The 26,034-nt window shown below is 59.4% G+C and carries 27 protein-coding genes; 5 read left to right on the top strand and 22 right to left on the bottom strand.

Annotated features, from left to right (window positions below; translation table 11 throughout):
- Nucleotides 1–85 precede the first annotated feature (85 nt).
- A complete protein-coding gene (locus tag IH944_04915) occupies nt 86–1,087 on the top strand; it encodes a Gfo/Idh/MocA family oxidoreductase (protein ID MCH7903893.1) in 1,002 nt (333 codons plus the stop codon).
- Here the strand turns inward: IH944_04915 and IH944_04910 are convergent.
- The 6 genes from IH944_04910 to murA all read right to left on the bottom strand — a co-directional run bounded on the left by IH944_04910 (nt 1,084) and on the right by murA (nt 7,552).
- Nucleotides 1,084–1,674 carry a sigma-70 family RNA polymerase sigma factor gene (locus IH944_04910; protein ID MCH7903892.1) on the bottom strand — a complete coding sequence of 197 codons (591 nt, stop codon included), beginning with the start codon at nt 1,672–1,674 and terminating at the stop codon, nt 1,084–1,086. The two genes, IH944_04915 and IH944_04910, sit on opposite strands and share 4 nt — an antisense overlap.
- Nucleotides 1,675–1,992: 318 nt before the next feature.
- Nucleotides 1,993–3,171 carry a sigma-54-dependent Fis family transcriptional regulator gene (locus tag IH944_04905; protein MCH7903891.1) on the bottom strand — a complete coding sequence of 393 codons (1,179 nt, stop codon included), beginning with the start codon at nt 3,169–3,171 and terminating at the stop codon, nt 1,993–1,995.
- The gene (locus tag IH944_04900) at nt 3,168–4,688 is read right to left on the bottom strand and encodes a GAF domain-containing protein (GenBank protein ID MCH7903890.1); all 1,521 of its coding nucleotides are present in this window, start codon (nt 4,686–4,688) and stop codon (nt 3,168–3,170) included. The genes IH944_04905 and IH944_04900 overlap by 4 nt, the downstream gene beginning before the upstream one ends.
- A gap of 21 nt (nt 4,689–4,709) precedes the next feature.
- Complete coding sequence (locus IH944_04895; GenBank protein MCH7903889.1) at nt 4,710–5,222, bottom strand: hypothetical protein; 513 nt, start codon at nt 5,220–5,222, stop codon at nt 4,710–4,712.
- A 21-nt stretch (nt 5,223–5,243) separates the two neighbouring features.
- Nucleotides 5,244–6,257, bottom strand: a complete 1,014-nt coding sequence (locus IH944_04890) for a rod shape-determining protein (GenBank protein MCH7903888.1) — start codon at nt 6,255–6,257, stop codon at nt 5,244–5,246.
- The gene (murA, locus tag IH944_04885; GenBank protein ID MCH7903887.1) at nt 6,254–7,552 is read right to left on the bottom strand and encodes a UDP-N-acetylglucosamine 1-carboxyvinyltransferase; all 1,299 of its coding nucleotides are present in this window, start codon (nt 7,550–7,552) and stop codon (nt 6,254–6,256) included. Before murA ends, IH944_04890 begins: the two co-directional genes overlap by 4 nt.
- Before the next feature lie 310 nt (nt 7,553–7,862).
- Between murA and IH944_04880 the strand changes: the two genes are divergently transcribed.
- A complete protein-coding gene (locus IH944_04880; protein MCH7903886.1) occupies nt 7,863–8,402 on the top strand; it encodes an HNH endonuclease in 540 nt (179 codons plus the stop codon).
- Nucleotides 8,403–8,405: 3 nt separating this feature from the next.
- Here IH944_04880 and IH944_04875 read toward each other — a convergent pair whose 3' ends face one another.
- The 16 genes from IH944_04875 to mfd all read right to left on the bottom strand — a co-directional run bounded on the left by IH944_04875 (nt 8,406) and on the right by mfd (nt 24,163).
- The gene (locus IH944_04875; protein MCH7903885.1) at nt 8,406–9,113 is read right to left on the bottom strand and encodes an SDR family NAD(P)-dependent oxidoreductase; all 708 of its coding nucleotides are present in this window, start codon (nt 9,111–9,113) and stop codon (nt 8,406–8,408) included.
- Complete coding sequence (locus tag IH944_04870; GenBank protein MCH7903884.1) at nt 9,106–9,933, bottom strand: 6-carboxytetrahydropterin synthase; 828 nt, start codon at nt 9,931–9,933, stop codon at nt 9,106–9,108. Before IH944_04870 ends, IH944_04875 begins: the two co-directional genes overlap by 8 nt.
- A 78-nt stretch (nt 9,934–10,011) precedes the next feature.
- Entirely contained in the window at nt 10,012–11,091 is a 1,080-nt protein-coding gene (gene flhB / locus IH944_04865) for a flagellar biosynthesis protein FlhB (GenBank protein MCH7903883.1), read from the bottom strand.
- A gap of 3 nt (nt 11,092–11,094) precedes the next feature.
- Nucleotides 11,095–11,853 (bottom strand): flagellar biosynthetic protein FliR, encoded by a 759-nt coding sequence (locus IH944_04860; protein ID MCH7903882.1) that lies wholly within the window; start codon nt 11,851–11,853, stop codon nt 11,095–11,097.
- Nucleotides 11,850–12,119 (bottom strand): flagellar biosynthesis protein FliQ, encoded by a 270-nt coding sequence (gene fliQ, locus IH944_04855; protein ID MCH7903881.1) that lies wholly within the window; start codon nt 12,117–12,119, stop codon nt 11,850–11,852. The genes IH944_04860 and fliQ overlap by 4 nt, the downstream gene beginning before the upstream one ends.
- 1 nt (nt 12,120) lies before the next feature.
- A complete protein-coding gene (gene fliP / locus IH944_04850; protein MCH7903880.1) occupies nt 12,121–12,945 on the bottom strand; it encodes a flagellar type III secretion system pore protein FliP in 825 nt (274 codons plus the stop codon).
- Nucleotides 12,946–12,950: 5 nt separating this feature from the next.
- The gene (locus IH944_04845) at nt 12,951–13,619 is read right to left on the bottom strand and encodes a flagellar biosynthetic protein FliO (GenBank protein MCH7903879.1); all 669 of its coding nucleotides are present in this window, start codon (nt 13,617–13,619) and stop codon (nt 12,951–12,953) included.
- Nucleotides 13,619–14,509: a flagellar motor switch protein FliN gene (fliN, locus tag IH944_04840; GenBank protein ID MCH7903878.1), complete on the bottom strand. Its 891-nt coding sequence runs from the start codon at nt 14,507–14,509 to the stop codon at nt 13,619–13,621. The genes IH944_04845 and fliN overlap by 1 nt, the downstream gene beginning before the upstream one ends.
- A 12-nt stretch (nt 14,510–14,521) precedes the next feature.
- On the bottom strand, nt 14,522–15,553 hold the full coding sequence (gene fliM / locus IH944_04835; protein MCH7903877.1) for a flagellar motor switch protein FliM: 1,032 nt from the start codon (nt 15,551–15,553) through the stop codon (nt 14,522–14,524).
- Between the two features lie 118 nt (nt 15,554–15,671).
- Nucleotides 15,672–16,820 (bottom strand): hypothetical protein, encoded by a 1,149-nt coding sequence (locus IH944_04830; protein ID MCH7903876.1) that lies wholly within the window; start codon nt 16,818–16,820, stop codon nt 15,672–15,674.
- Nucleotides 16,821–16,872: 52 nt separating this feature from the next.
- Nucleotides 16,873–17,805 carry a thioredoxin-disulfide reductase gene (gene trxB / locus IH944_04825; protein MCH7903875.1) on the bottom strand — a complete coding sequence of 311 codons (933 nt, stop codon included), beginning with the start codon at nt 17,803–17,805 and terminating at the stop codon, nt 16,873–16,875.
- Between the two features lie 106 nt (nt 17,806–17,911).
- Nucleotides 17,912–19,063, bottom strand: a complete 1,152-nt coding sequence (gene sucC / locus IH944_04820; GenBank protein MCH7903874.1) for an ADP-forming succinate--CoA ligase subunit beta — start codon at nt 19,061–19,063, stop codon at nt 17,912–17,914.
- Nucleotides 19,064–19,087: 24 nt separating this feature from the next.
- Nucleotides 19,088–19,414, bottom strand: coding sequence for a hypothetical protein (locus tag IH944_04815; GenBank protein ID MCH7903873.1), 327 nt, complete (start codon nt 19,412–19,414; stop codon nt 19,088–19,090).
- Nucleotides 19,411–19,716: a DUF1844 domain-containing protein gene (locus IH944_04810; protein MCH7903872.1), complete on the bottom strand. Its 306-nt coding sequence runs from the start codon at nt 19,714–19,716 to the stop codon at nt 19,411–19,413. Before IH944_04810 ends, IH944_04815 begins: the two co-directional genes overlap by 4 nt.
- Before the next feature lie 56 nt (nt 19,717–19,772).
- Nucleotides 19,773–20,543: a type II secretion system protein gene (locus IH944_04805; protein MCH7903871.1), complete on the bottom strand. Its 771-nt coding sequence runs from the start codon at nt 20,541–20,543 to the stop codon at nt 19,773–19,775.
- Between the two features lie 86 nt (nt 20,544–20,629).
- Nucleotides 20,630–24,163 carry a transcription-repair coupling factor gene (mfd, locus tag IH944_04800; protein MCH7903870.1) on the bottom strand — a complete coding sequence of 1,178 codons (3,534 nt, stop codon included), beginning with the start codon at nt 24,161–24,163 and terminating at the stop codon, nt 20,630–20,632.
- A gap of 149 nt (nt 24,164–24,312) precedes the next feature.
- On the opposite strand from mfd, the gene IH944_04795 reads away from it, so the two are divergent.
- The 3 genes from IH944_04795 to nuoI all read left to right on the top strand — a co-directional run bounded on the left by IH944_04795 (nt 24,313) and on the right by nuoI (nt 25,870).
- Complete coding sequence (locus IH944_04795; protein MCH7903869.1) at nt 24,313–24,621, top strand: hypothetical protein; 309 nt, start codon at nt 24,313–24,315, stop codon at nt 24,619–24,621.
- Nucleotides 24,622–24,827: 206 nt separating this feature from the next.
- On the top strand, nt 24,828–25,373 hold the full coding sequence (locus IH944_04790; protein ID MCH7903868.1) for an NADH-quinone oxidoreductase subunit B: 546 nt from the start codon (nt 24,828–24,830) through the stop codon (nt 25,371–25,373).
- 38 nt (nt 25,374–25,411) lie between these two features.
- Entirely contained in the window at nt 25,412–25,870 is a 459-nt protein-coding gene (gene nuoI / locus IH944_04785) for an NADH-quinone oxidoreductase subunit NuoI (GenBank protein MCH7903867.1), read from the top strand.
- Nucleotides 25,871–26,034 lie beyond the last annotated feature (164 nt).

Here is a 26,034-nt window from a genome sequence, read left to right as displayed (position 1 = left end):
TGACCTGTAGGCCCGGACGCTAATGCCGGTTTCTTGATCGGGCTCTCAGAGCGACGACAAGCCGCATAGGATAACCTGGCGTGCGATGAGCAAGACGATCAGCGGAGCGGTGATAGGGTACGGCCCCTCGTTCGATATGGGCAAACATCACGCCACGTGGATGGAGGGCGCGGGAATCCAGTTCGTCGCGGTGTGCGACGTTGACGAGGGCCGCTGTACTGCCGCCAAAACGGACTTCCCCACCATCGATACTTATCTCGATTACTCCGATCTGCTTGCACGCAGCGACATCGATCTGATCGTAGTAGTTCTGCCGCACAATCTCCACGCGGAGGTGACCGTAGCGTCGCTTCAAGCTGGCAAGAACGTCATCGTCGAAAAGCCGATGTGCCTCAGCGTAGCCGAAGCCGACGAGATGATCGGTGCGGCCACTACCGCCGGCAAGATGCTCTCGGTCTTTCACAACAGGCGGCACGACGGCGACTACCTGGCGATCAAGAAGGCGATCGACGACGGGCTCATCGGCGACGTGTTCCACATCGAGTGCAGCTTCGGTAACTTCGAACGCCCTGGCGATGGGTGGCGCAGCGACAAGTCGCTCAGCGGGGGAAACCTGTTCGACTGGGGCGCCCACTTCTTAGATTGGATACTGAACTTCGTGCCCGGCCCGGTGGATTCGGTGACCGGTTTCTTCAAGTCGGACGTGTGGAAGGAAGCGACCAACGAGGACCATACACAGGCGATTCTGCGGTTCGCGAACGGGTGCGTCGCCGACCTGCAGGTGAGCTCTTTGAGCAGCGTCCCAAAGCCAAAGTGGCGCATTCTCGGCACCAAGGGCGGCATCACCGCAGACTGGGGCAAGACGATAACCGTCAAGGCTGATCACGAGGGACATATCGCCAGCTTTGACATCCCCTGTGCCGCAGACGATTGGGCCGCCTACTACGAAAACATAGTCGCTTATCTGAGAGGCGACGAGCCGCTCAACGTCACTGCAGAGCAGAGCCGCAGGACGATCGCCATAATCGAGGCCGCCGAAAAGTCAAGTCGAACGGGGCAGGCTGAGAAGCCGGCGCACGAGCGCTAGCCGCTGGTGCAAAGGTCGGTTCGCTCGGTATGCAGCTTTTCGAGATACGCTCGGAGCTGCTTGTGTGCTCGGTGCAACCGAGAGCGAATCGTCCCGACAGGCGCCTTCAGCATTTCCGCGATGTCCTTGTACGAGACGCCATCGACGTCCGCCAACAAAACGAGCGTCTGCTGGTCGTCGGAGAGCTGCGACAGCGAGCGCTCCAAGTCCTCGGATACGAAGCGATTGACGAACACCTGCTCCGGGTTGGGAGAATCATCGGCTGTCTCGAACCGTACGAAGTCTGTTGCGCCGTCCGGCCGAAGCGGGTTGTCGTAGCTCACGGTCTTGACGCGCCGCCTCCGGGCGCGGTTGAGATCGAGGAAAAGACGGGTGACGATCCTGAAAATCCAGTTCTCGAAAGGCTTGTCGCCTTCGTACAGATCGAATCCACGGAATGCTCGGTAGTACGCCTCTTGCGTGAGGTCCTCTGCGTCAGACCGGTTGCCAGCAAGACGGTAGGCCAGATTGAAGACCTTCTTGTACGTCCGATTCATCTGCGAGTTAAATCGCCTCTGATTGTCGGGCGTCAGTGTTACGGCTTGCATTCCAATTACCTCCATGAATGGGCTACGGTCGGCTCCCTGTACCAATAGAACCCTTTGATACCAGGAAGGGTTCCGAGTTCCTAGGTCGCGCACTGTGCGCGATCCTTCTCCCTCCCTCACTGATAAGACGTGTCAAGGATAGGCGAGGTTCGCCAATATCTTGACGAAAGTATGCACGTTTCGACCGCCGGTGGCCGGCGCCCAGGTTCAAATGTGCCAGAAATGACGATTACAACTCTAGGGCTCAAGTATGTGCGAATCTAGCGACGCTCTTTGGATTTCAGGCTGATATCTCCCCCAAGCTAGACGGGCTAGGGCTCAGGCGGCGGACTGCAGCGCCTTCGGCAAATGCTCGACGAGCATCTCGGTGTCCTCGCGATTGGCAAGTACGACCGCGCGCTCTATGACGTTCTCCAGTTCGCGCACGTTGCCAGGCCAGTCGTGCTCTAGCATTGCCTTTCTCGCCTTATCGCAGACATCGGCCAGCGCCCTGCCGTTCTCGGCCGAGTATTTGGCGAGGAAGTGCATCGCAAGCGGATAGATATCGTCAAGCCGATCTCGCAGGGGAGGCAGCTCCACTTCGATGACTTGCAGACGGTACAGCAGGTCCAGCCTGAACAAGCCCTCTTCGACTGCTGATCGCAAGTCTACGTTGGACGCTGATACAAGTCGGACGTCGATCTCAGTCGGCCTTATGGATCCGAGCCTCTCCAGAACGCGCTCCTGCAAGACGCGCAAGAGCTTGACCTGTGTGGGGAGGGGCACCTCGCCGATCTCGTCGAGGAACAACGTGCCCTTGTTCGCCAGCTCAAACCGGCCCGGCTTGTCATGATCTGCGCCGGTAAAGGCACCCTTCATGTATCCGAACAGTTCGCTCTCAAGCAGCGACTCGGGAAGCGCAGCGCAGCTCACTGCGACGTACGGCTCGGTCAATCGAGGAGACAGGTCGTGGATCAACCTGGCTACCACTTCCTTTCCGGTACCGCTTTCGCCAGTGATGAGCACAGTAGCCCGTGAATCCGCAACCTGCTTCACAAGCTCAAGAACGCCCAGCATCTCCTTTGATTCAGCGATGAAGCGCCCCGATACTTCGGCCGATCCCGATGGCCGGCGGGCGCTCGACGCTGGCTGCGACTTGACGGCCGCCTTGATGATTCTCTTCACGACGTCAAGATCGAACGGCTTGGTGATGTACTCGAACGCGCCGTCGCGAATCGCTTGGACCGCCTGCGGAATCGTGCCGTAGGCGGTCATGATCACGACGGCGATATCTGGCCACAGCTTGCTAATCCGCACCTGCAGCTCGTAGCCGTCCATGCCTGGCATCGCCACATCGGTCAGCACGCACTCGACCGATTCGGCCTGCAGCATCTGCAGCGCCTGCTCCCCGCTCTCCGCAACAAGTGCGAAGAAGCCAGCCTTGTCGAGCGAAGCTTGCAGGATTCGACGTATGTTCTGCTCGTCGTCAACAATGAGAATTCGTTTCTTTTCGCTCAAACTTGGCTCCTATCGAAAATCACCCTTATACTTGTTCCGCGTTCCGGCTCAGATTTGACGTCGATATCGCCTCCGTGCGCTTCGACGATCCGCCGCACGTTCGACATTCCCAGACCGGTACCGTGCGACTTTGTCGTGAAGAACGGCGTAAACATATTTGCGACGAGCTCGCCGTCCATGCCGGCTCCGTCGTCTTCGACGACTAGAGCGCCGCCAGCGACGGATGCTCGGACAGTTCCGCCCTGCTCGCATGCTTGCAAGGCGTTCAACAGCAGGTTGTGGACCACTTGCCCGACACGGTCGAAGTCCAGGTCCATGTTCGGACACGATCCGAGTTCGGCTGTCAGCGTCACTCCCTTCTCATCGTACATGGATTGAAGCAGGGTCACGGATCGGCTGACCGCCTCGCCCAGGTTTCCGTTTGAGCGCTGCAAGTTGACTGGCCGCGCCAGCGACAAGAAGCCTTCGCAGAGCTTGTCCAATCTGACGGCTTCTTCCTCGATGATGCCTAGAAACTCTTTGCCCATCTCCGGGTCTTGCCTGATCATCTGAGCCGCCGAGCGAATTCCGGTCAGCGGATTTCGCACCTCGTGCGCGATCGTGGCGCTCATCTGTCCGATCTCGGCGAGTCGGGCCAGCCGATCCGCCTCCTTCTGCGCACGCTCGAACTCGGTCACTTCGAGCACTGTGACGACGCAACCCCCGGAGCCGACCGGAACAACTTGCACGACCCAGCTTCGGTCGGATTCTTGGTCGTGCGCCCGCACCGATCCAGGATCTTCCGCCTCGATTACCTGAGCCACGGCCCAGGACAGAACCGGCATCACGCCCGAAGCCTCGTCCCACGAACGGCCTTCCCCAGAGACGTACTCTTCAGCAGCCGGGTTCATTTCGATCGTCTGCCGGTTCTCATCGAACACGATCACGGCGCTGCCGACTGCGTCTAGCACCGCCTTTAGCTTTTCGCGGGCGACTTGTGCCTCATGGACGTTTTGCCTCAGGCTCTCCACAAGGCGCGCATTCGCAACCGCCAACCCGACGTGCGTACCGAGGGCTGTCGCCTGCTCCAACTCCTCAAACTGGAAGGCCGGTTCGGAGAACCCGCGAGACAGATTGAGCACGCCAATGACGTCGCCTTGAGGTTCGGTGATCGGAACGACCATCGACGACTTGATCTTGTTTGCGCTCAGCGATTGCAAGTCAGCGAGTTCGGGCACGTCGTGCAACAACCCCAGCAGCCTCGACGAGCCGGTCGCCGCAACCTGTCCGGCGACCCCGTCCCCCAGCGTGATCGCCGCGCCAGCCGGCACCGTGCTTTGATGCCCAGATCTTCCCCGCACCTCGAACCTTCCCGGCAAGTCGCCTTCCAAGAAAATGCTGGAGCCAGAGGCGCTAAAAATCAACGCGCACTGCTGTGCAATCTCTTGCAAGTACGCGTCGAGCCCGTGTTCAGCCAGCGACTCGAGCCCAAAGAGGCTCCATAGGCTGGAATCGTTCCAAGATGGGACAGCACTCATCCCACTCTTATTGTCGGCAGATTAAGCGCCGTCGCCGCTGTTTTGCAGGTTCGGCGTCCACTTGGGGTCCGCGTAGTACGTCAAGAACGCCATCTGGCTCATGAAGTAGCCCAGAGCGTCGCCAAAATCCTTCATGCTCACCGCGTCGGAGGAGCCGACGACAAGGGGGCCGACCGGCGCGACACAGCCGTACTTCACGAGCCTGAGCAGCTTCTTGCGGATCTCGGGGTCAGAGTTGTACCGATTCAGGACCTTTTCGTTGGTTTTGAAAGGTCGCGGCGTGTATTGAAATTTTGATTTGATCGCTTCGAACATCTTGTCCAACCGCAAGATGACCTCGTTCCTCGTGATCGGGCGCTGAACTTGGCGAACCTCCGCTTTGAGCTTTGGCAGCTTCAGCACAGTCCGCATTGCCGTCTCGATCCGGTTGAACACTATGTCGGCTTCTCTGATTGTGACCGGGGACGGCTCTTGCCCGAACGCGCCAGCGGAGATTGCGAACAAGGTGAGGAAGGAAATGAATCGAAGTTTCATGCTATAAGTCTCTCTCGGCGCCTACATCCTGGTCACAGCGCCGCTCTGCTCGATCTCGTCGATGTGCTCGAGGGCTCTCCCAGTTCCTACGGCCACACAGTGCAATGCGTTGTCGGCGACACGAACCGGAATCTGCGTTACCTTCGATAACAGTTCGTCCAGCCCGCGGAGTAGGGCGCCCCCACCTGTGAGCACGATTCCGCGCTCGATGATGTCTGACGACAGCTCGGGCGGAGTGTTCTCGAGGACTGCGCAGATCTTCTCCGCAATCATACGAACCGGCTCTGCGAGCGCCTGACGAATCTCCTCGCTGCCGACATCGACCGTTTTCGGCAGCCCGGCGATCATGTCTCGCCCGCGAATCGGCATGGCGAGCTCTGGGTCCAAAGGGAACGCCGAGCCGATCCTGATCTTGACCTGCTCTGATGTAGGCTCTCCGATCGCCAGGCTGTAAACGTTCCGGATGTGGCGAACGATGGCTTCGTCCAGCTTGTTGCCCGCGATGCGAACGCTCTGCGAGATCACGATGCCTCCCAGGCTGATGACGGCGATATCGGTGGTCCCACCACCGATGTCGACAATCATGTTTCCTCCCGGCGAGTCGATCGGGAGGCCCGCGCCAATCGCCGCAGCCATCGGCTCTTCGATCGTCATAGCCTTTCCGAAACCGGCTGCCTGCGCGGCCTTGATCACCGCTCTTCGCTCCACGTTCGTCACCCCGCTCGGCACACAAATGAGCACCGTCGGAGCCAGAATCTGAGGACCCTTCAACGTCATACGCCGAATCTCGGACAGCATCATGTGGGTCGTCGTATAGTCGGCGATCACTCCGTCCCTCAGCGGTTTTACGGCTTGGATATTGCTGGGGGTCCGCCCTAGCATCTCGCGAGCTGCGTTGCCAAAAGCGAGGATTCGGTTGGTGACCGTGTTGACGGCAACGACAGTCGGCTCTTCCAGAACGATGCCTTTGCCTCGACGGTACACGACCACGTTGGCCGTGCCGAGGTCGATAGCCAGTTCCGAGACGAGTCTCACTCTGCTAATTGTATTCGACTGGAGCGATCTCTTTCCCAGTCCACCAGGTCCACGCGCTCTATATCTGCTCCGAGCGACCGCAATCTGCTCTCAAACTTGTCATATCCGCGATCGATATAGTGGACGTTCTTGATGATCGACTCGCCGCTCGCGGCCAGCGCAGCCAGGACGATTGCGGCGCCAGCCCTCAAATCCGACGCCTGGACCACGGTTCCTTTCAGGCGATCAACGCCCTCGATCAGGGTCGCCCTTCCCTCGATCGTCATCTTCGCGCCCATCCGATTCAGCTCAGGAATATGGCCTATCCTGCTCTCATAAATCGTCTCTTCGACCACGGAGCCCTGCCTGGCCGTCGCCAGAAGAGCCGCCATCGGCTGCTGGATGTCCGTCGGAAAACCTGGATACGGCATCGTTTTCACCTTGATGCCCTGTAGGCGGTCGGTTGCCCAAACCCGCACCCAGTCCGGCCCTTCGTCGGATTGCGCGCCGGCCTCCCGGAGCTTGTTGAGCGTAGCAACTTGTTGTTCGGGCAGGACGCCCCGCACCGTGACGTCTCCGCATGTGATCGCCCCCGCCATCAGATACGTCGACGCCTGGAGCCGGTCGGCTGGAATCCTGAATTGGCCGCCAGTAAGACTGGTTACGCCTTGAATTGTTAGCGTGCTGGTGCCTGCGCCCTCGATCCGCGCTCCCAAAGAGTTGAGGAACTGAGCAAGCGAAATCACCTCGGGCTCAACCGCGACGTTGCTGATGACAGTCTGGCCTGTCGCCAGCGTCGCAGCCGTCATCAAGTGATGCGTCGCGCCGGCGCTTGGGAAATCCAAGTAAATTTCGGCACCCGTCAAACCGTCGGTGGAAGCGACGTATACGCCATTGTCCAGACGCACGTCGGCACCGAGCATCGCCAGCCCCTTCAAATGAAAGTCAACCGGCCGCACGCCGATCAAGCAGCCGCCCGGAACCGGCAAATACGCACGCCCCAACCTGGCCAGCAACGGACCGAGCAGACAAAAGGACGTGCGAATCGCTCGGACGCTCTCGGCGCTCGGCTCGTGATACCGGATCGTCGAGGGATCGATGTGAAGCGCCCCGTCAATCCACTCGATCTTGACCCCGAAGTCCCGCAAAAGGTCCACTTTGATGCGGACGTCCGAGATGTCAGGGACGCCGTGCAACGTGATCGGCTTGTCGATTAGCGGAACCGCCGACAGGATCGCGAGGGCAGCGTTCTTGCTGCCCGGGATATCGACCTCTCCGCGTAGTTGGCGACCGCCTGAAATCCTCAATATCTGCATAGATTCATCCGAATTGACTGGACTGTCTGCAGTCTCAGACGCTTCATTTTCGGCTTAGATTCTACCGAAATGCACGTCTAGCTCGCTTTTCCGTTGCGAAATCGCCCCAAATCGCATTACAATAGGGTCTGCGACGCGCCCGTGGCGGTCAGTCGTCAGCGAGAAACGATGCAAGTCACGATCGACCATCTGTTGGAGGAAGTCCGTCCGGAACTGTCCGCGGACGACATGATACCGAGGTTCCAATCCGTTGGATCTTGGGTTCGCGTACTATTGTGCTCGAACCCATTTTCGTCGCTGGAGGACCGTGATGTCTAGTTACGACGTTCTGTTGCTCAACGCGAATTACGAGCCTCTCAACGTCTGCAATCTGCGTCGGGCCGTCACGTTGATCATGGTCGGCAAGGCCGAGGTGATCGAAAAGTCTCTAATGATCATGCGGACCAGCGAGCATTCGTCCAACGCGCCTTCGGTTCTGCGGATGATGTATCAGGTGAAGCGGCCCCTACCACAACTGCGACTATCCAGGCATTCGGTGTTCGCTCGAGACTGCCACACGTGCCAATACTGCGGATCGAGTCGCGATCTGACCATCGATCACGTACAGCCAAAGTGGGCCGGCGGCGGGACGACCTGGGACAACCTGGTTGCTTGCTGTCGCAAATGCAACCTGAAGAAAGCCCATCGAACGCTCAAGCAAGCGAACATGAATTTGAACCGGCGTCCTTTGCGACCAAGGTACATCCCCTTCCTCTCCCTGCAAAAGTACATCCAAGCGATGCGGAGAGACGACTGGGTGCTCTACCTACCACGATTCGACGACTTCGTAGGTCAATACGTCAAGAACTAAATCCTATAAGAAGCCCTTGGGCGGGGTCAGTACGACCTCGTCCAACGAGCGATCCCGCGGCGCGCTGACCATCTGCAGAATCATCTCGGCAACCGCTTCAGGCTGGAGCATGTCCTCTCGCGGGGGATGGTCTGACATCCCGTCCCAGATCGCAGTATCGGTCGACCCCGGCAGTATCGAACCGACGCGGACGCCCTTTCGACGGTACTCGAGCGCCAGCGTGCGCGAAAACGCCAGCATCCCGGCCTTCATCGCGCAGTATGCGGCCGCGCCGGGAATCGGTTGCGTGGCTGCGATGCTCAACACGTTGATGACGGTTCCGCGCCCCTGGTCCAACATCGCCGGAAGCAGTGCGTGGGTCATCAAGAAACCGCCCTTCATCCCGACGTCGATCATGTCGCACGCGCCCTCCACAGGCAGCTCGTGAAACGGACCGAACGCGGCGGACGCCGCGTTGTTGATCAGCACGATTTCACTGTCATCTGATTTTCCGACTGCCTGCTTGACACGTTCTGCAGTCTCCGGATCCGATACGTCGCCGGCCACTACCGTCGCAGACGGGCTGCCCAGAGATTCGCACCTTTGCGCTATCTCCTCTAAAATCGATTCGCGCCGAGAGATCAGCACCAACTCGTGACCGGCGGCTGCCATCAAGAGCGCGGTGGCTCTTCCGATGCCGCTGCTCGCCCCGGTGACGACCGACCTAAACATCTCCACGCCGAACTTCGAACATATTGCGGGCGGTCTCTCTCAGCCGGACCGATTCCAGCGTTCCGGGAACTGCGCCCTCCAGCTGGCGAAAGATCTCGATGGCGACCACTTCGCTGGTCGGGTTCTTCCCGGCCAGCTCAGCGACGTCGTCGTTCAGATGCTTGTGATCGTATCGATCGATGACGCGCTCCGCAACGACCGCGTCTAGCTTGCTGATATCGGTCACGAATCCCGTCGCTGAATCCATCGGCCCACCGACGGTCACTTCAAGTACGTAGTTGTGTCCGTGTCCGCTAGGGTTGTTGCACTTGCCAAACAGTCTGGCGTTCTCGTCGTCGGACATCCCGTCGATGTGAAGCCTGTGCGCCGCTGCAAATTCATAAACTCTTGTAATTGTCACTAAGTCGTCCTCCTGGTTCCAATTCGCATAAAGCGTCGGTGACTCCCATAGCCGCAACCCGTCCAGCGTTGCTCCGCCCGGCAGGTCCCGCAGCACGTCGCGAAAATACAGGATGAGGCTCTCAAGGCTGGTGGATCGCGACGCAAACTCCGGGATTTCATCGTTGATGCTCCTTTGGTCGAACTTTGCTACGATCCGCTCTTGCAGAACTGCGTCGATCAGCTTGATGTTCACGACCATGCCCGTCTCTTCGTCGACCGGCCCTATCGCCGTGACCGCCAAGACGTAGTTGTGACCGTGGTTGAACCGCGACGCCCAAGCGCCGAACAGCTCGCGGTTCTCGTCTGCCGACAGGTCGTCCATCCAGTAGCGATGGCCGCTGCTGAAAGTTATCCGTCGAGATAGTCGAACGTCGCTCATCAGGTATTGCGTTTGTACGGCGCCGCCAAAGCCGCCAGCATCAGTTTACGCCTAAACGACGTCGCCTTGCGCCGTATTCTACGCGGCCCGAGTCTTCTTCGCCTTCTTGACGCTCTTGAGCACGTACGCAAGGACTTCTGCGACAGCCTTGAACTGTTCACGCGGCACGAAGTCTCCAACCTCGCAGTGCTTGTACAGGACCCGTGTCAGTGGTGGGTTTTCGACGATCGGGATCTCAACGGTCCTCGCGATCTCTTTGATCTTCTGCGCCAGGTAATCCTGGCCCTTGGCGATGACCATTGGCGCGTGCATCTCGTTGCGCTTGTACTGGATCGCGACAGCAAAGTGAGTCGGGTTCGTCAGGACGACGTCGGCTTCCATGATTCGTTTCGCCAGGCTGCCCTTGAGCAGTTTCCGTCTTTGCTGAAACAGCGCAGCCTTGATCTCTGGCGAGCCTTCCTGTTGTTTCATCTCCCGCTTCAATTCGTCCTTAGTCATCTTCAATTGCTTTTCGACTTGCTTGCGCTGGAAGATGTAGTCGACGATCCCGATCGCGAGCCATACGAGAGCGATTCGCAAAAGGATCTTGTGCATCAAGCCGCCGATGATCGTTGCCGCCTGGTGGGTCGGAAGGCTCGACAGCATGACGACGCTGTCCCATTCACCGGCAATCGTGCGGTATGAGATGTAGCCGAAAAGGAAGAGTTTGGCGATGGCCTTCAAGCCTTCAACGAGCGTCCTAGCGGAGAAGAGCCGTTTGAATCCGCTGAGCGGATTCAGCTTCTCAAACGTCGGCTTGAGCGTTTCAAGACTCAAGACGAAACCTACCTGCGCGAAGTTGGTGGCAACGCCCACGGCCATGATTGCAAAGATCACTGGTGCGATAGCTAGGATCGATGGGACGACAAAGGCAGCGAGATACTGAACGACCTGCCCGAAGGAGATATCGGTCGAAATCGTAAGCGGAACCTGGTTCAGGGTTCCTAGAAGCACTTTGCCGAGCTTGCCGATGGCTGAGGGAAGAACGAGCGTAGCCGCCAACAGCGTCATGGCGCCCGCCAAGTCCGTGGATTTCGCGACGGTCCCCTTCTTGCGAGCCTCAAGCCGACGCCTCGGCGTCGCGTCTTCAGTCTTCTCTCCGCTCGGCTTTTCCGCCATGCGCTACCCTCCGAGCATTTGCGACATGTAGTCGAACGTGAAGTCGATCCCCGACCTCGCGGCAACGACCAAGGCGGGAAGCCCAATTGCGAGAGCGAACATGCCAGCGATCATCTTTGCAGGCATGGCAAGAAGGAAAGGCATCGTTTGCGGAACTCCCTTATTTATCAGTCCTGCTACTACGTCGATGAGCACAGCGACCGCCGCCACAGGCGCAGCGATCTGCACCGCCATCAGCGAGATATGCCCCATGAAGCCCATGATTGCCGTTTGCATCTCTCCGACCCTTGAAACCGTCGGCCCGACCAATTCATAGCTCGCGACAAACGCCCGGAACATCATGTGGTGCCCATCTAATAGGAGCAGCAGAACAAGCCCAAGCATAAATTTGAACTGGCTTATCGGCGTACTCATCGCACCCATCTGCGGGTTGAAGATCTGAGCCGCTCCGATGCCGATCTGTATGTCTAGAAACCCACCGGCGATTTGGAACGCCGCCAGCAGCAGCTGGATCATGCCGCCGATCAAGATGCCGACGAAGACGTCGCGTCCAACCAGCAGCGTGAGCGATACCATGTCCTGCGGAACTTCTCCGACGTATGGGCGGATCACAGGCACCAGCGCCATGGAGACCATCAAGCTGAAGAGGATGCGCACCTTGACCGGCACGGTTTTTCCGAAGATCGGCGAAGACAACAGCATCGCAGAGCAGCGCACGAAAGCGCTGAGGAAGGCGATGAGGAAACCGCTGTCCAGCGTCATCCGCCGATCCTCGAAGCAAGATCGAAGCAAGTGTGAGCAAACTCAACGAGCGTCGACAACATCCAGCCTCCGAGAAGCAGCAGAACGAGAGCCGCGCCGATCAGCTTTGGAACGAACGTCAGCGTCAGCTCTTGCACCTGGGTCACAGCTTGAAAGACGCTGACGGCAAGGCCGAAGAAGAGCGCGACGGCCAGTATCGGCATCGACACCATGAACGCGACCATGACGCCCTGTTGGGCGAGGTCCATGACGACGCCTTCGTCCATGCTAGGTGTACCCCGCCATGATCGCCTTAATGAGCACCGACCAACCGTCGGCGAGCACGAAGACGAGCAGCTTCGCCGGCAGCGAGACGATCACCGGCGGCATCATCATCATGCCCATACCCATGAGCAGGCTGGCGACGATGAGATCGATCACGACAAACGGAACGAAGATGTAGAACCCGATGACGAACGCGGTCTTCAGCTCGCTGATGATGAAGGCCGGAATCAGCGTCATGATGCTGAGGTCTTCACGTGTCTCGGGCTCCTCGCCTCTGAGATCCAGGAACATCACCAAGTCCTTTTCATACGTGTTCTTCAACATGAACTCGCGGAGCGGCACCTCGGCGCGATCCACGGCCTCGTCGAACGTAATCGGGTTCTCCTCCGCCAGATAAGGCTGGATCGCCTCCTCCTGGATTCTGCCGTAGGTCGGCGCCATGACGAAGAACGTCAAGAACAGGCTGAGGCCGACGATCACTTGGTTCGGAGGGATGCTCTGCGTGCCGAGCGCCGTGCGGACGAAGCTGAGAACGATGACGATCCTTGTGAACGCCGTAGTCAGGATCAGAATCGCCGGCGCCAAGCTGAGCACCGTCATCAAGGCCAATATCTTCAGCGAAGTGCTGAGCTGATCTTGGCTGCTCTCACCATCTATTCCTAGATTGATGCTGGGAATAGGAATTGCCTCTCCGGCTTGCTGACCGAGCGCTAATCCGGCCAGTCCTGCAAGCGCGACGACAAGCCCGACGCGAGCGAACTTCACAAATCGCTCTAAGGTTTGTGCCCGCTCGGATTCCCGGCTTTGTGATGGAGTGGCGCAGCTCATCTGTCTCAGCCGGTCAAGCGAGCAAGTCGTTCCAGAACACCGTGCACTTCGTCCTCTGACAGATGCTCGGATATCTCGCTGATCTTCTGCTGTCTTCGCGAGCGAATTGCGTACGGGTCAACCCTGCAGTCAGACTCTCCGATCGTTGTGCCTGGTGTGGCGACTATCTCGACCTTGCTGGCATCCTCAGCGGTACGGTCGTTCGGCATGACGACGACAGCGCGCAGGTCGTCCGTCGGTCGCTCGTTCGCCTCGTCGACCATTTCGAAGAAGGCCTGTTCGTCTGCCTCAGTGGCCTCGTCAGTCAGCTCCGCCAGGAACGAGATACCCGTCGGCATCACGCCCAGCAACAGCACCTTGGATCGAACTTCGACAACCTGCAGGCTTCCGGCGCCAAACGATGCGGCCTCTTCCAGCTTTATGTTCGCGCCTGATTTCGCCACCAGCCTCTTGTTCATCTTCGCCGCGATCCTCGGCAGAGCCCACTTCAGCAGGAAGAAGACCATCCCAAGAGCTAGGAACATCTGTGCCATCTCCAACCCGTTGAAAACTGGCGTCGGCGATGGCTGCGCTTTTGTCAGGATGTCGGGCTTTGTCGTCTCCAACGCACCGTCCTGAGCGAATGCCAGGATCGAGATGCCGAAGGCGCCTATAGCGGTCAGTAGTTTTTTCATTACGCTACCTCGTTGATCGCGGACAATCGGTCATGGGGGGACAGGATTTCAGTGATGCGGACTCCAAAGTTGTCCTCGATCACAACGACTTCGCCTCTTGCGACGAGCCGATTGTTGACGAGCACATCGACTGCCTCGCCTGCGGACTTTTCAATCTCAATGATCGATCCCGCTCCAAGTTCGATCACGTCCTTCACGATCATCTTGACGCGCCCGAGTTCGACGCTGACCTGCAGCGGTATGTCCATCAGAATGTCCAGGCTGGAGTCGTCGACGGCCGAAACAGACGCGTCATCGGCCGATTCGACGTCGCCCTCATCCTCACCTTCGGGCTCAAGGGCAATCCCGAGAATCGCATGGGCGGTCGTGCCGTCGATCAGCCACCTGGCCTTGCCTGAGAACTTGTCCGATGCAAGCGTGAGGTCGGTGAGGACGAGCTCTCCGGCTTCCTGCATGCTCGGAGGGAAGCTGAACATTTGGAAGCGAATCGACATTCCGCTCGCAACGTAAGCGTCGTTTCGCAGGTTGCCGATTGCCACGCAGATCCCCTGCACGAGCGATTCGAGCACGGGCCGGATTTCATCGATCAGGGCGTCGTCAATCTCTGTGACCTTGGAGCCCCTGATCTCACCCGCCAACTGCGAGAACGTCTCCTCGTTGATCAGAACGATCTGCGGATTCTCCGGCATATTCGCAAACGAGAACTGGATGACCAGGGCTGCTTCCGAAATCTGACCGTACAATTCCGAAACCGCGACGCAGGACGTCTCTGGCGAACTGAAGTTCAGTCCAGTATTCGCCGCCTCGCTCGCGGTCAGTGATACGGTCTGCCAAATCTGATTTTGGAATCCGTTCAGCCTTTCGATAATTTCATTTGGAATAGTTGACATGATTCTTGTCTCTTACTCGTGTGCCCCCGTGATCGTGAAGACAACGTTTTTGCCCTCGAGCGCCGGTTTACCGACGAACTTCGGCGTGTTGCTAACTAGAAAACTAAGGTCCTGCTCACTCTTTTGATTCAGCTTTAGGACATCCCCAGGCCGCAGCCGTACGAGGTCAGCGATCGTCAGTTCCGCATGTCCCAAATCGATGGAGCACTCCACGGTTGCCTGGCGGACATGGCCAAGCAACTGCCGCCTATGCCCGCTCGAAGATCGCTTCTGGCTTGTGGCAAACCACTTTTGAGCGCTCAGCTTCGTCGTGATCGGCTTGAGCACCATGTACGGGATGCACAGACTCATCGCCCCCCGGATGTCGCCAATGCGTACTTCGAAGAGGATGGATACCACGATGTCGGTCGGTGGCGCGATCTGAACGAACTGTGCGCTCGTCTCAATCCCCTCGATTCCTGGGTTTACGATGACGACCCCTTCCCAAGCAGTCTTCAGCGCTCCGTACAGCCGCTCAATGATCTGTCGCACGAGCGGGATTTCAATGTCAGTCAAGATGCTTCGATCTATCGTCTTGCCAGGCCCGCCAAGCAGCTTGTCGATCATCGAGAACACGAGCGAAAACTCAAGCTCAAGCACTGCCTGACCGGACAGCGGGGGTAGGGACGTGATCGTGAACACCGATTGATTGATGCTGCGCAGGTACTCCTCGTACGGCACCTGTTCAAGCGAGATCAAGTCGATAAAGACGGTATCGCGCAAGTATGACGAAAGCCCGTTGCCTGCTAGCCTGCCGAACGTTTCATGCAGCATCTGCAATGTGCGAAGCTGCTCCTTGCTGAACTTGTCCGGCCGACGGAAGTCGTAGACTTCGTAGGTCATCGATGCGATGCTGGGGCTGAGAACGACTGACGGAGTACTCTTCCCAGACCCTGCTGGCGTCCCGGAATCCGCCGGGGCAGCACCCGGTTCAGCGGCATCCTCGTCGCTGCTCAGCGACGTGAGCAACGCTTCTATTTCTGCTTGCGACAGGATTTCCGACAATACGCGACCTCCAGCCCTTGCCCGACCGTTTGCCAGGCCTATTTGCGGCTGTCAGTTTGTTATCGGAAATCCCGGTATTTTCTTCAGGGTCTGAACTTGAAAAAGCTCACAAACCACTTCAGGGTTGGCTGCCGTCGCCCAGCGGTGGATTTGTCACGTATACGCTGTCGGACGTGGGCTGCACCTTCGCCCAGGCACCCTTCCGCCTCAACACCTTCGCGCCGTGAATCTTTCCGACCTTCAATGGCAGCCAGATCGCCTTGCCCTTCAAGTAGTTCGGAATGGTGACGTCCCACCGCCTGGGCTCCCTGGCGACTTCGACCACAACGATCGCGTAGTCCTCGGCGTCTTGGGTCGTCGTGAGCGCCAAGGTTCGACCGAATACTTTCGGCGGCATGATCTCAGCGCAGTACGTAGCCAGACCCAGGTACTCGTTGTACGCCGCTTCCGTCCTCTTAGCCAGCAACTCCAGGTCCGGCCCTTCCGTAGCGACGCGCTCGATATCCGGTTGCGCAACGTCTCGCAAGTACTTTGCCAAGTCAAACGTGTCTGTATCCATGCAGTCGCTAGGTTTGAGCTTGTTATCGAGCATCGCACGATGGAACCACGACAGGAATAAACGTTCCCCGAGATCGCCGGCAGGCCAGCTCTCCGGCTCCTTGAACCCGGCCGGTGTCGGCAGAGTGGCGTGGCCGTATTCATGGGCGAGCTCCCTGGCGAACTCAAACGATCCTGGGGGATCCATGAGCTGATAAATGTATATGTTGCTGCGACGCAACGCATTGCCGAATCCGTCTCGCTCCTGCTGGTCGACGATTTTCAGTTGCTCTGCACCTGCCTCGCCGCCTGCACAGAGGTACACATCGATTGCGCGAAATCGGAGCGCGTGATCGATTTCCAGGCGCGTGTACTCGAACTCCCACATCCGGAGCAGCATCCGCGAGACCTTATCGGTAGGGTCGTTTTCCGTCGGCCTAAACTGATTGAAGACGCGAAATCGAAGCGCGTACTCGCCGCCCGGAGCGGTCTTGGCAAAGCCCTCCGAAAGATACGGGAACTGCCATCCGTGGAGGGGAGACGTCTTGGGACGCTCCTCCTCGTGAAGATGAGACCTGATCCTTGTAATTCCGGGTCCGCCGCCTACGCCCGACAAGTCGTCGGTACGGTAGTACTTCGGCCCAAAGTCCTCCAACTTCTGCCGCGACGTCTGCATCGGCGACAGGGACGACGCACCCAGGAAAGCTACGATTACGAGCTGCCCGACCATTTCTCTACCTATTATATGACGGATTGAATACCGTTAACAGTCGAATTCGGCCTTATTCGGCAGACTCAAGGAACCGCTCTGCGTCCATCGCGGCCATGCAGCCGGTGCCGGCAGCCGTTACGGCCTGACGGTACGTTCGATCAGTCACGTCGCCGGAAGCGAACACGCCTGCAACCTTCGTCTTCGTCGATCCTGACGCTACGGTGAGGTAGCCCTGCGCGTCCATGTCGAGCACACCCTTGAATAGCGAGCTGTTCGGAGTGTGCCCGATCGCGATGAACACGCCGTCGATCGGCATTTCGCGGACTCCTCCATTCTTCGTATCGCGCAGCTTGACCCCAGTCACCTTCTTGTGCGGCTCTGTCTCGCCAAGCACCTCGTCCAGAGCAGTGTTCCAGAGCACGTCGATCTGCGGATGGTCGAATATGCGCTGCTGCATGATCTTGCTGGCACGAAACTGATCACGCCGGTGCACGACGCTGACCTTGCTCGCGTGCTTCGTCAGATAGTGGGCCTCTTCCATCGCGGTATCGCCGCCGCCGACCACGATCACTTCCTTGCCGCGAAAGAAGAACCCGTCGCAAGTCGCGCACGCGCTGACTCCGTAGCCACCGAACGCCTGCTCGCTCTCGAGCCCAAGCCAATTCGCGCTCGCACCGGTTGAAATGATGATCGTCTTGGCTTCGTGTACTTCGTCACCAACCCAAACTTTGAACGGCCTCTCGCTCAAATCCACTTTTGTAACATGCTGGTTCCGAACATCGGTCCCGAACCGCTCCGCCTGCTTCTTGAACAGCTCCATCATCTCCGGGCCCAAGAGACCATCTGGAAACCCCGGGTAGTTTTCGACATCTGTCGTGATCATGAGTTGCCCGCCAGGCTCTTCTCCAGTGAAGAGCAAAGGCTTGAGATCAGCCCGTGAGGCGTAGAGCGCCGCAGTGTAGCCAGCCGGGCCGGACCCGATGATGATGACGTTGTGTGCCATGGTAACCGAAGGGAGGATACCTATCCAGCGGTTCCAGCGGACCTAGCCCCGTAGCCAGACGTACTGCCGGCAACCGTCAGCCACAAGCCGCCATTGAACACAACTTCTACGCATACGAGGCCGCAACGACCTTCTCGGCAGCTTCCTGCATCGTCTGCGCGGCAATGATCTGAGAGCCCTCAAGAATCTTCAGCCCCTCTTCCGCCGCGGTCCCCTCGATCCGCGCGACGACGGGAATCGTGACGTCCAGCCCGTCGAACGCTGAGACGATCCCCTTCGCGACTTCGTCGCACCGAGTGATACCGCCGAAGATGTTGATCAACAGCCCCTTCACGTTCTTGTCGGTTAGAACGAGGTCCACGCACTGCTTGACGCGCTCTGCCTTCGCACCACCGCCGACGTCCAGGAAGTTGGCGGGCCGTCCGCCCGCCGCGGTCACTTCGTCCAGCGAGCACATCACCAGCCCGGCGCCGTTGCCGATGACTCCGATGTCCCCACCGAGCCGCACATAGGCGATGCCTCGGCGAGCCGCCTCGGCCTCTAGCTCGTCTTCCAGAGCGTCGTCCGCCTGCTCGCTGTACCCCTCGTGGCGAAATAGGGCGCTGTCGTCGATGGATACCTTTGCGTCAGCCGCCAACAATTTTCCGTCCGTCGTCAGCGCTACGGGGTTGATCTCAACCAAGTCAGCGTCGGTCTCTTGGTACAGCCGCACCAGCGCCTTGATCATCGGCACTAGTTGCCGGTGTGCTTTCGATGGGATGTTGGCCGCCTTGACCGCCGCGCGAAGTTCGAAATCGAACACGCCCCAGGCCGGATCGACAAGCACCTTGACGATCGTCTCGGGTTTCGTCGCCGCGATCTCCTCGATGTCCATCCCGCCCTCTTTGCTGACCATGACGACCAGCTTCTGCTCTGATCGATCCAGCAGGACGCTCAGGTAGTACTCCTCGGCGATGTCCACCTGCTCGACGACAAGGACCTGCTCGACCACCAGACCGGTCGGATTCTGGACGCTGACGAGCCTCTTGCCGATCAGCTCCTTTGCGAATGCTGCGGCGGCGCCGGAGTTGTCGAACAGCTTGACGCCCCCGGCCTTCCCGCGGCCCCCCATGAGAACCTGCGCCTTGACGACGACCTTCCCACCCAGATCGTCCGCGATGCGTTGTACGTCTTGCCAGTCGCTAGTGGCCTCACCCTTCGGTACGGGCACGCCGTAGCTCGCCATCAGATCCTTCGACTGGTACTCGTGCAGCTTCATGCGAGCGATATCTTACCGCCCGTCCTACGGAGAGCCCAACGCCTGTGCCTGATCCGGGGCCAGCCGCTCTGCCGCTAGCCGCTCTAAGACCTGGCGAACGTTTCGCGTCAGCAACGCTTCGAGGCTGTGTGTAGCGAGCGCGTTCTCCAGGTCGCTGCCGCCAAATTCAGTCCTCACGTCTTTCCTGAGCTGCGCATGAACTCTCAAGACGCCGGATCGCAAGGCCGAGAACTCGGCTTCAAGTCTCGGCGACGCGCCGTACCGGTCAGCCTCGCCGATCACTGAGCGCAACCGCCTGAGGAGTTCGTTGAAAACCGCAGCGCTTTCGGGCTGCACGACGGCGGAACTCATGCGTCGTCACCGCCCGAATCGCTCTGCTGAACGTAATTCATTCTGAGGTCGGTGACCAAGTTGTGGATCCGCCGCTTGTCGCTCTGATCCAGCTCGGGCTCGAGGAACGCAGCAAGCCCCGCTGCGACGTCGATGGCGGTCTTGGCCTGCTTGAGGTCCTTTGCGATCTGGCCAGTCGCCAAATCCGGCTGCAAGCCCATCTTCTGCCAGGCGATGGCGGCCATCTGATCTAGCCACAGCATGATGATCGCGTAAACGTTCACCGGCTCTGCAGGTGGTTGGTCTGAGGTCGCGTCGGCCATAAGGTCTCACGCCTTCGGACGACGCAGGCCAGCAAAACTGTGCGGCTTTTTCGGTTCTAGCGAGTGTAAGTCCCGCGCCGAAAGTGCTCTGGCTTCACCATCTCTTCCGTCATCGTTTTCACGCTGCCGTCGGCGAAGACGAAGATCGCCCTACCGTCGGAGGGCACCACTTCGTTCTCGGGATCCGGCCTCCTGCGGCCAACGTGCCGAAAGTCTACGTTCGGGTTTCCATACCAGAAGTCGGGAGGATCGACGAATCCGAAGTCGTACGTGACGTCGTCCCCTTCGGGAAGCCAAGAAGCGTAGTAGAACGAACTGGTGGCGTAAATGACCGTGCCGCTCGGATTCTCCAGTTGGCTGCTGCTCGCCATGCCGGTGCAGACCGGCCACCGCGAGTAGTTCTGAGTAATGTGAAAGTCGCTGCCGATGAAGCCCCAGTTATAGCCGAAGCCGGACATGTCGCCGAGATACGGAAGTCCTGTGTGTGTGCTGTCCGTCAGTATCGTGTCTCCGCGATAGGCGGACAGGATGCCGCTTTCGAGATCGAAATTTCCGTCGCCTGTGTACTCGCCGAACCACGACATCAGCCGACCCTCCCTTGTCAGATACATCGCCTGTGGGTACCGGTCGTCGTGATCGATCAGATAGAGGGTAGTCGCCATCTGGAGCTGTGCCATGCCCCTCGACGCAACCGATTGGTGCGCTGACGCCTTGACCGCCCGGATGACGGGAGTCAGCATCGTGTACAGGATCGCGATGATCGCCATCACGACCAAAAGCTCGATGATCGTGAAAGCGCTCACCTTCCTGGCATACGACTCTCGCATCGGTATACATTATTGTAGAGCAAAAAAACCTCAGCAGGGCACCCAAGCACAATTACTGGTGAAAAGATCGATCTCGGCCCGGGCAGCTAGCCCGTAATTTCGCTCGCTGCCAGCCGCTCCCTCTCAATCTGTCGGCTCGCCCTGTCCAAGTGATCCAGCAGGCTGCGGCAGGCGTCGAGCGGGTCGCCCTCGTACGGCCAGGCAAGGCGGTCCAGGTGGAGTGTCGCCGCCGAGTTTCGATCTTGCATCAGCGACATCAACCTTGGCGCGCTGGTCTCCTCCAAGTCCAGGTGCACAACGATCCTCTCGTCATCTCCCGCGATCATATCGATCCTCAACTTTCGGCAGTCTAGTCGCAGATGCGTGATCGAGAGCGCGTTGCTGACCGGATTCGGAACATGGCCGTATCGATCCTCGATTTCACGACCGGCGTCCCTTAGCGAATCAACGCTCCGCGCGCTCATGATCTGCTTGTAATAATAGAGGCGCTGCCCTTCATCCTCGATATACGAGCTTGGGATGAGCGCGGTCACCGGCAGGTCGACGGTGGGAAGCGGCTCGAGGCCTTCGAGCGGGTCGCTGATGGTGTGCGGCGGCTCGCCGTCGGCGACCGCCGTCAGATACTTCACCTCGCTGTCGATCAGTTGCGAGTACAGTTCGAAGCCGACGGTCGACATATGCCCGCTCTGTTTGGCACCAAGGATTTCGCCTGCACCGCGGATTTGCAAATCCCGGAACGCGAGCGAGTATCCGCTGCCGAGCTGGTTGAACTCTTGCAGCGCCTGGAGCCTCGACATGGCGTTCTCGGACATCGTCTTGTTGCCCTGGTACAGCATATAAGCGTAGGCCTGCCGGTCGCTTCGACCGACCCTCCCGCGAAGTTGGTAAAGCTGCGAGAGGCCGAACACGTCGGCGTTTTCAACGATCAAGGTGTTCGCGTTGGAGATGTCCAGGCCGTTCTCGACGATCGACGTGCTGACGAGGATATCGACCTCGCCGGACAGGAACCCGAGCATGACCGGCTCGATCTCGCCCTCCCTCATCTGTCCGTGGCCGACCGCGATCTTGGCGGTCGGGATGAGCTTGCGGAGCTTCTGGGCGACGTGCTGTATCCCTTGCACTCTGTTGTAGACGTAGTACACCTGTCCGCCCCTCGCCAGTTCGCGCAAGATCGCTTCTCTTATGACCTCGGTTGCGAAAGGCCGGACGAACGTTCTAATCGGCAGCCTCCCAGGCGGCGGATCGTTGATGACGCTCATCTGCCGAATGTGCATCAGCGCCATGCTAAGCGTTCGCGGGATCGGCGTCGCGGAGAGGCTCAGCACGTCGACGTCGACGCGCATTCGCATCAGCAACTCCTTGTGCTTCACGCCGAACTTCTGCTCCTCGTCGATGACCGCCATGCCGAGCTTCTTGAACTTCACGTCGCTCGACAGCAGCGCGTGCGTCCCGATCACGATATCGACGGAGCCGTCGGCCAGCCCCCGCAGGGTTTCTCGCCTTTCAGCCGTAGATCGAAAGCGGTTCAGCAGGTCGATGCGCGTCGGGAACGCCGCCAGACGCTCGTTGAACGTCCGAAAATGCTGCTCGCTGAGGATCGTCGTCGGGCAGAGAACCGCGACTTGCCGATTCTCCTGCACGACTTTGAACGCCGCCCTGATCGCGACCTCGGTCTTGCCGAATCCGACGTCTCCGCACACCAGGCGGTCCATCGGGAACTCGCCCTCCAGGTCGCGCTTGGTATCGACGATCGCTTCGTGCTGGCTAACGGTCTCCGACCAGGGGAACGTCGCCTCCATCTCGCTCTGCCACGGTGTGTCGGGCCCGCAGGCAGGCCTCCTCGACTCCTTGCGCTTTGCGTACAAAGCGATCAGCTCTCGCGCAAAATCCCTCGCCTCTTCCCTTGCTCGCGCGACGGTCTTGTGCCAGTCCGCGCCGCTCAGACGATTGATCTTGGGCGGCTTGTCCTCTGCGGCGAGGTACTTCTGGACGCGATCCAGTTGGTCCGCAGGCACGTACAGCTTGTCCGGCTGGCGGTACTCGATGAACAGGTACTCGCGTTCGATGCCGTTCTGCTCGCGCTTGATGAGTCCGCGATACACGCCGATCCCAAAGTTGATGTGGACGATGAAATCGCCCGGAGTCAGGTCGAGCACCGTCGCGATCGGAATCCCGTCCCGGAACTTCCGCTGCGGCAGCTTGAGCCGTCCGACCCCGAACAGCTCGTGGTCGGTCAGCAGCGCGATCTTCGCTCCCGGCGCGATGAATCCGCCTGCTGGATTGCCTTCTACGAAGTAGGCGCCTGCTTCAAGCTTCGTCCCTTCATGAATGCCGGGGAAGACCTCGACCTGAGACAGCACGGCGGCGGCCCGCGTCGGCTGATCGGTCGCGATCCCGACGAAAACGCCGGACTTCAACCACCCCTTCAGCGCTTCCGTCATCGCTTGCGGCTGGCCGTGATACGAGGAAAGCGATTCGCAGCCCAGGTCCGCAGTCGAGCCTGCGGGCAGCCACGCAGGCAGGGCGTTCATCGAGGTTAGTTTGAGACACCGCTCAGCGCCGCCAAAGTGCTCCGGCGGAAGTATGTAGTCGCCGACCGTCGCGCTCAGAATCTCGCCGCGCTCGTGTCGCGCGGCTAGCGACATACCAAACTCCTCCTCTTGCCTGGCGATGGTCGCCTCCAGCTCGAGCGGTTCATCCAGAACCAGATCCCCGGCTTCACCGAGCAGATCCATCGCGCAGCTCGATTCGGGGTGGATGAGCGGGCGGTACAGGTCGAGTCGATCGAAGAACTGCCGGTGCTCCAAGGCGTCTGCATCTGCTCCAATCTCCTCGTCAAGCCGCTGGCTCGCCTCCTTGGACAGTCGCGAGCCCTCGACAAGAACCGACCGCTCAAGCATCTCTCGGAATTCGCCGCCGTCTGTCGGAAGCATCGTCTCGCGGCTCGGCGCGATCGAGAGCGAGTCGATCTTCTGGATCGAGCGCTGCGAGTTGGCGTCGAACTCGCGCAGGCTCTCGACCTCGTCTCCCCAGAACTCCAGTCTGATCGGCCGCTCGAAACCCATCGGGAAGAGGTCGACGATGCCGCCTCTTTGGGAGAACGTGCCTGGAAGCCGAACCGGCTCCTGCCGCTCGTATCCGAGCCGAACAAGCCGGTCCAACAACTCCTCCTGCGACAGTTGGTCGCCTTGATCGATCTCGATGAACGCGTCGGCGAGCACGTCTCTTGGCAGGGTTCGTTCGAGCGCGGCTTGCGGCGTCGCGATGACGAACCCCGGCGTCCCGCCGATCAAGAACTTGAGCGCGCCGATGCGGTCGCTGAGCGCGACGGTCTCCGGCGCGGCATCCTCGAACAGGACGCTGAGACCGCTCGGGAGCAGTCTGATCTGATCCTCTGGTACGCCCGCCAGCCCCAGCCTCGCCTGCCAGCGCAGCGCGCGATCGTAGTTGTTCGTCACCACGAGCACGGTTCGGGGATGGAGATGCCAAGAAGCGGCAAGCAATAGGGGGCGCGCCTCGACACAGATGGACTCCCATGTCCTGGTCCGGTCGCGGTCGGCGAGGGTGGTATGTAGCGGCGGATGCTCGGCGATCTGCCGCGCTAGATCTGACAGGCGCATGCCCGGGTGCAGATTGTACCGGAGGAGTTCGGATTTGTTCGGGTTAGTTCGGTGTTGGAGTGCGGCGATTCATCGCCGCTTTAGCTACCGCCGACACGTCGCCGCCAATATTTCTTGCCAACGAGAGTAATCTGCCGTATCATAAATGCATGCTGACAGTGATTTGTGCCATCGCCATCACCGGCAGTCAGGCGGTGCATCCAGCACTAGCGGAGCTTAGTGAGCGTTATTTAGTGGATAAGCTTCCAGCTGCGAAATTGCAGGTGCTTATCGAGCAATATGAAAAACGCACCGGAATGGCGAGATTGGATTTGCACGGTGTTGAGATAGTGGTTCCCTACATTCCGAATTTGTACAAACGGGGCGATCCAATCCCCTATATGCCTGGGGCTGGCAAGCCGCGGCTCGATGACGATGAGCCTGTCCGCGTATATAGCTTGCTCATCAAGAATCCCTAGGGCTCTGATTCCTGCCTCGGCTCGCGGGGACGCTCGCCCTCCCTATCCGGCGACGACTAGGCGACCACGAGGCGACGCGAAGCAGGCGACACATAGAGAGACGACCCTCCATCGGCGCTGGCAATCTTGACGCCGGAGTACAATAGAGTCGAACCATGCCGAAACGCATCGAGACGGTAGTAGCACACGACAGCGCGACCCCTGTCATAGGGGATGTGCAGACGGGCGGCAACGTGATCTTGACGACCGTCGATTGGGCCGTCAGCCAGGCCCGCGCGCACTCTTTGTGGCCGCTGACGTTCGGCCTCGCCTGCTGCGCGATCGAGATGATGTCTTCGGTCGCCAGCCGGTTTGATCTCGCTAGGTTCGGCTCAGAGGCCTTCAGGGCTACCCCGCGCCAGGCCGACCTCATGATCATCGCCGGGCGCGTCAGCAAGAAGATGGCCCCGGTGCTGCGGCAGATCTACGACCAGATGCCGGAGCCCAAGTGGGTCATCAGCATGGGCGCGTGCGCGAGCAGCGGCGGCGTCTACAACAACTACGCGATCGTGCAGGGCGTCGATCAGATCATCCCGGTCGACGTCTACGTGCCGGGCTGCCCGCCGTCGCCGGACGCGCTGATCTACGGCATCATGAAGCTGCAGCAGAAGATCAAGGCTGGCGGCAAGACGACGTGGAAAGAGCTGAAGGTTTTGGAGGGGAAAGCAAGAACCCTGCACGACGACGAAGTTCTGGAGGGCAGAAGCTCTTGAGCGTGCGGTTCGAAGTCTTCCGCGACGTCATCAAGCCGATCGCGAAGGGGTTTGCCTTGACATACCGTCGTCTCTGGCGGAAAAAGGTGACGATCTCGTATCCGGAAGAGCGGCGCGAGCAGTTCGATCGCACTCGCTGGCGGCACGTTCTGACGCGGTACGACGACGGGCTGGAGAAGTGTATCGGGTGTTCGCTCTGTGCGGGCGCCTGCCCCGCTCGGTGCATCTACGTCGAAGCCGAGGAGAACACCGATGAGAACCGCGTCTCGCCCGGAGAGCGGTACGCCGTGCGGTACGAGATCAACATGCTGCGCTGTATCTTCTGCGGCTATTGCGAAGACGCCTGCCCAACCGGAGCTATCGTACTGAGAAAGGACTTCGAACTGGCGAACTACGACCGCGACGAGTTCATTTTTACAAAGGAGATGCTCCTCGAGCCGGTCCGCCCAGTCGCTGCAGAAACTGAACCGTCTGAGCCAGTCGCCGTCAACGAATAGCGCCTCGGAGCGCGGACTCTTAGTCCGCATCCAGGCACGTGGACTCTCAGTCCACGTGCGGGCGATTCCTCTTCTTGCAGAGTTTGCCCGCTGGCGACTGGGCCCCGTCCTAACCTCCCCCAGCCGCGAACAGCAGCGATCGTCGTTAGCCTGCAGGCTGGGAG

This window comes from Armatimonadota bacterium (assembly GCA_022563855.1).
In the GTDB taxonomy this organism is placed as follows: domain Bacteria; phylum Armatimonadota; class Fimbriimonadia; order Fimbriimonadales; family Fimbriimonadaceae; genus JADFMN01.
The sequence above is the reverse complement of the archived record's forward strand: the minus strand, read 5'-3'. Positions and strand labels throughout refer to the sequence as shown.

Bases quoted from the DNA above. Each gene is read 5' to 3' on its own strand.
- IH944_04915 (MCH7903893.1), top strand. From the start codon at position 86: ATGAGCAAGACGATCAGCGGAGCGGTGATAGGGTACGGCCCCTCGTTC.
- IH944_04910 (MCH7903892.1), bottom strand. From the start codon at position 1,674: ATGCAAGCCGTAACACTGACGCCCGACAATCAGAGGCGATTTAACTCG.
- IH944_04900 (MCH7903890.1), bottom strand. From the start codon at position 4,688: ATGAGTGCTGTCCCATCTTGGAACGATTCCAGCCTATGGAGCCTCTTT.
- IH944_04895 (MCH7903889.1), bottom strand. From the start codon at position 5,222: ATGAAACTTCGATTCATTTCCTTCCTCACCTTGTTCGCAATCTCCGCT.
- murA (MCH7903887.1), bottom strand. From the start codon at position 7,552: ATGCAGATATTGAGGATTTCAGGCGGTCGCCAACTACGCGGAGAGGTC.
- IH944_04880 (MCH7903886.1), top strand. From the start codon at position 7,863: ATGTCTAGTTACGACGTTCTGTTGCTCAACGCGAATTACGAGCCTCTC.
- IH944_04875 (MCH7903885.1), bottom strand. From the start codon at position 9,113: ATGTTTAGGTCGGTCGTCACCGGGGCGAGCAGCGGCATCGGAAGAGCC.
- IH944_04870 (MCH7903884.1), bottom strand. From the start codon at position 9,933: ATGAGCGACGTTCGACTATCTCGACGGATAACTTTCAGCAGCGGCCAT.
- flhB (MCH7903883.1), bottom strand. From the start codon at position 11,091: ATGGCGGAAAAGCCGAGCGGAGAGAAGACTGAAGACGCGACGCCGAGG.
- IH944_04860 (MCH7903882.1), bottom strand. From the start codon at position 11,853: ATGACGCTGGACAGCGGTTTCCTCATCGCCTTCCTCAGCGCTTTCGTG.
- fliQ (MCH7903881.1), bottom strand. From the start codon at position 12,119: ATGGACGAAGGCGTCGTCATGGACCTCGCCCAACAGGGCGTCATGGTC.
- fliP (MCH7903880.1), bottom strand. From the start codon at position 12,945: ATGAGCTGCGCCACTCCATCACAAAGCCGGGAATCCGAGCGGGCACAA.
- IH944_04845 (MCH7903879.1), bottom strand. From the start codon at position 13,619: ATGAAAAAACTACTGACCGCTATAGGCGCCTTCGGCATCTCGATCCTG.
- fliN (MCH7903878.1), bottom strand. From the start codon at position 14,509: ATGTCAACTATTCCAAATGAAATTATCGAAAGGCTGAACGGATTCCAA.
- IH944_04830 (MCH7903876.1), bottom strand. From the start codon at position 16,820: ATGGTCGGGCAGCTCGTAATCGTAGCTTTCCTGGGTGCGTCGTCCCTG.
- trxB (MCH7903875.1), bottom strand. From the start codon at position 17,805: ATGGCACACAACGTCATCATCATCGGGTCCGGCCCGGCTGGCTACACT.
- sucC (MCH7903874.1), bottom strand. From the start codon at position 19,063: ATGAAGCTGCACGAGTACCAGTCGAAGGATCTGATGGCGAGCTACGGC.
- IH944_04815 (MCH7903873.1), bottom strand. From the start codon at position 19,414: ATGAGTTCCGCCGTCGTGCAGCCCGAAAGCGCTGCGGTTTTCAACGAA.
- IH944_04810 (MCH7903872.1), bottom strand. From the start codon at position 19,716: ATGGCCGACGCGACCTCAGACCAACCACCTGCAGAGCCGGTGAACGTT.
- IH944_04805 (MCH7903871.1), bottom strand. From the start codon at position 20,543: ATGCGAGAGTCGTATGCCAGGAAGGTGAGCGCTTTCACGATCATCGAG.
- mfd (MCH7903870.1), bottom strand. From the start codon at position 24,163: ATGCGCCTGTCAGATCTAGCGCGGCAGATCGCCGAGCATCCGCCGCTA.
- IH944_04795 (MCH7903869.1), top strand. From the start codon at position 24,313: ATGCTGACAGTGATTTGTGCCATCGCCATCACCGGCAGTCAGGCGGTG.